At 66.3% G+C, this 3,110-nt stretch carries 2 protein-coding genes; both read right to left on the bottom strand.

Annotation, left to right across the window (positions count from 1 at the left end; all coding sequences use genetic code 11):
* Positions 1 to 12: 12 nt before the first annotated feature.
* A complete protein-coding gene (locus U9980_RS13535) occupies positions 13 to 1,110 on the bottom strand; it encodes a Rieske (2Fe-2S) protein (protein ID WP_322768233.1) in 1,098 nt (365 codons plus the stop codon).
* A 432-nt stretch (positions 1,111 to 1,542) separates the two neighbouring features.
* Entirely contained in the window at positions 1,543 to 3,060 is a 1,518-nt protein-coding gene (gene glpK / locus U9980_RS13540; protein WP_322748514.1) for a glycerol kinase GlpK, read from the bottom strand.
* Positions 3,061 to 3,110: the final 50 nt, after the last annotated feature.

The following is a 3,110-nucleotide window of genomic DNA, read 5'->3' on the forward strand; positions in this document are numbered from 1 at the left end:
AGGGCGCGTCTCCTACGCGCTGGCGGTCGATTCCTCCGGCATGGGGTCGCCGAAACGCCAGCCCGGCACGATGCCACGATTGAAGAAGCTGCGGAACTCCCGTACGGACGGGCCGTCCGGCTTCACCCAGAGCGTCTTCTCGGGCATCCGCAACCATTTCAGAACGTCCATGTCGGCATAGGCGTTCCGCCGGACGGTGAGCCACATCATGCGGGCGAGCGCGTGGTTGAGCGGAGCGAACAGCGGCCCCGGGCCGATCTTGCGTACCACGACCCGCCACGTGAAGATCGTGAGATCGTCCCGAATGGGTGTACCGCCGAGGACCATCGTCAGCATCGGCCCGGAGCGGTCGACCGTGGCGTCCTTCTGCGTCCGGTAGATGGCCGCGGCCGGCCCGATCATCTCGATGAACGCGAACGGCTTGAACCACCGCTGGACCTTGTTCCGGCTCGCGTCGTCGGCTGGCCGGAGCTGGTATTCAAGACGGTCTTCCTTGTTCACCATGACCGCGTACTCAAGGTGCCCGGTGCCCTTGTGGGCGTTAGGGAAGTGGTAGATGTCGGAAACGTGCTCCGCTACCGGCAGCAGTTTCCCGTGCGCGATGTAGACCTGACCCTTGAGGTTGAGGTACTTCTTGGAGTCAGCGTAGGAGACCTCCGTGAACTCACCGGCGGGCTCCGGCCCGTACCAGAACCAGATGTTGCCGGCGTGTTCACGGACGGGGATCGACCGCTGGCCCGCCCGTGGGGGGATCTTCGACCGATCCAGCCCCGGGATGACGTCGCAGCCGCCGTCCGTCCCGAATTCCCAGGCGTGGTAACCGCATTTGATCCGATCATCGACGACGGTCCCGCAACGGGCGAGGTCAGCACCCATGTGGCAGCACTGACTGTCGATCATTCCAACGTCGCCGTTCTTCCCTCGGAAGAGCGCGAACTGATGAGACATGAACTCCACGGGAATGACCTGACCGGGCACGAGATCTTCACTGAACCGGGCGAAATACCAGCCCAGCGGATAGTCGGTCTTCTGTTCCTCGTCCATCGACTGGCCTTCGAGGAGCCGTCTGTCATATGCCTTCAGTTGTCTCTGCCATTTCGACTTCGACACGGGTCCTCCGGGAGTCCTACGTCTTCCAGGGCGAGTGTGCACGAAGCGGCCGGCATATCCAACTAGCATATCCAACCGGCATACCAAGCCGGCACCAGGATGATGACGCTGCCGACCGGCCGCTCCGTGCGGCAACACATAATCGACGTTAGCATGCAATCCACACCGGATCCCGCCGACCCCGACGCGTGACCGAAACAACAAACAGCACTCGGCAGCGAGGTAACACGGTAACGGCGGCGTTTCGGACGGGCCGCCGTCGGCGGGGTCACTCTGTTATCAGGGCCATACCGATAGGGCGGACCGTTTCCGGCGGAGTAGGCTGGCGTCTTCCCGCGGCGGCCGAGCACCCCTTCACCGCCCACTCATTCCGACCGTTGGGCGGTGCGTGAATGTCCACTCTTTCTCGGTCCAGGAAATACTGTTGGTGACTCAGCCCACATCCACCCAGTTCAGGGTGCGTTCAACCGCCTTACGCCAACCCGCGTACCCGCTTTCGCGCCGGTCGACCGACCACTCGGGTTCCCACCGGCGGTCCTCCCGCCAGTGCGCGGCGAGTTCGTCGGTGTCCCGCCAGAAGCCCACCGCGAGGCCGGCCGCGTAGGCCGCGCCCAGGGCCGTCGTCTCCGCGATCACAGGTCGGCTGACGGGGATCCCGAGGATGTCCGCCTGCGTCTGCATGCACAGGTCGTTGGCTGTCACACCGCCGTCGACCCGCAGGACGTCGAACACCACACCGGAGTCCTGACCCATCGCCTCGGCCAGGTCGCGGCTGGCGTAGCAGATCGCCTCCAGTGCGGCGCGGGCCAGATGTGCCCCGGTGTGGAAGCGCGACAGGCCCACGATCACGCCGCGCGCGTCCGACCGCCAGTACGGCGCGAACAACCCCGAAAAGGCCGGGACGAAGTAGAGGCCGGCGCTGTCGGGCACCTGCCGGGCCAGCGCCTCACTCTGCGCCGCGCTGGCGATGATGCCGAGATTGTCCCGCAGCCACTGCACCGCCGAGCCCGTGACCGCGATCGAGCCTTCCAACGCATAGACGGGATCCTGGTCACCGAACCGGTAGCCGACCGTGGTGAGCAGGCCGTGACCGGACCACACGGCCCGCGTTCCGGTGTTCAGCAGGAGAAAGTTGCCGGTGCCGTAGGTGTTCTTGGCCTGGCCGGGGGCGAAGCACACCTGGCCGACGGTTGCGGCGTGCTGGTCCCCGAGCGCGGCGGTCAACGCCACCTCGCCGCCCAGCGGCCCGGCCTGCGTGGTCGTCCCGTAGCCGGCCGGCTCGGATGACGACCGGATCGTCGGGAGCATGGCGGGCGGGATGTCGAACAACGACAGCAGCTCGTCGTCCCAGTCGAGGGTCTGAAGGTTCATCAGCATGGTGCGGCTGGCGTTGGTCACATCCGTCACGTGCACCCCGCCGTGCGGACCCCCGGTGAGGTTCCACAGCAGCCAGCTGTCCATGGTCCCGAAGATCGCCTCACCCTGCTCCGCCGCCCTGCGGACCCCGTCCACGTTGTCGAGAATCCACTGGATCTTGGCCGCGGAGAAGTAGGTCGCCGGCGGCACCCCGGCCTTGCTCTGGATGATCTGCCCGCGGCCGTCCCGGATCAGCGCCGACGCGAGCCGGTCGGTTCGGGTGTCCTGCCAGACGATCGCGTTGTAGTAGGGCTGGCCGGTACGGGGGTTCCACACGACGGTGGTCTCCCGCTGGTTGGTGACGCCGAGCGCCACCAGGTCGGACGACCTGAGGTGGGCTCCGGCCAGCGCCGATTGGATGACCACCGCCGTCCGTTCCCAGATCTCCACGGGGTTGTGCTCGACCCATCCGGAGCAGGGCAGGATCTGCTGGTGCTCCAGTTGGTGGCGCCCGACCTCGTTGCCATCATGATCAAAAATCATGAAACGGGTGCTCGTGGTGCCCTGGTCGACCGCTCCGACGAAGTCGCTCATCGCCCGCTTCCTCCTGCCGCCTGCGGCCGCCGGCGAGGGTCACCCGGACC

It is taken from the genome of Protofrankia sp. Cr1 (assembly GCF_963555865.1).
Lineage (GTDB): Bacteria > Actinomycetota > Actinomycetes > Frankiales > Frankiaceae > Protofrankia.

Excerpts from the sequence above, each read along its gene's own strand:
- glpK (WP_322748514.1), bottom strand. The coding sequence starts at position 3,060 with ATGAGCGACTTCGTCGGAGCGGTCGACCAGGGCACCACGAGCACCCGT.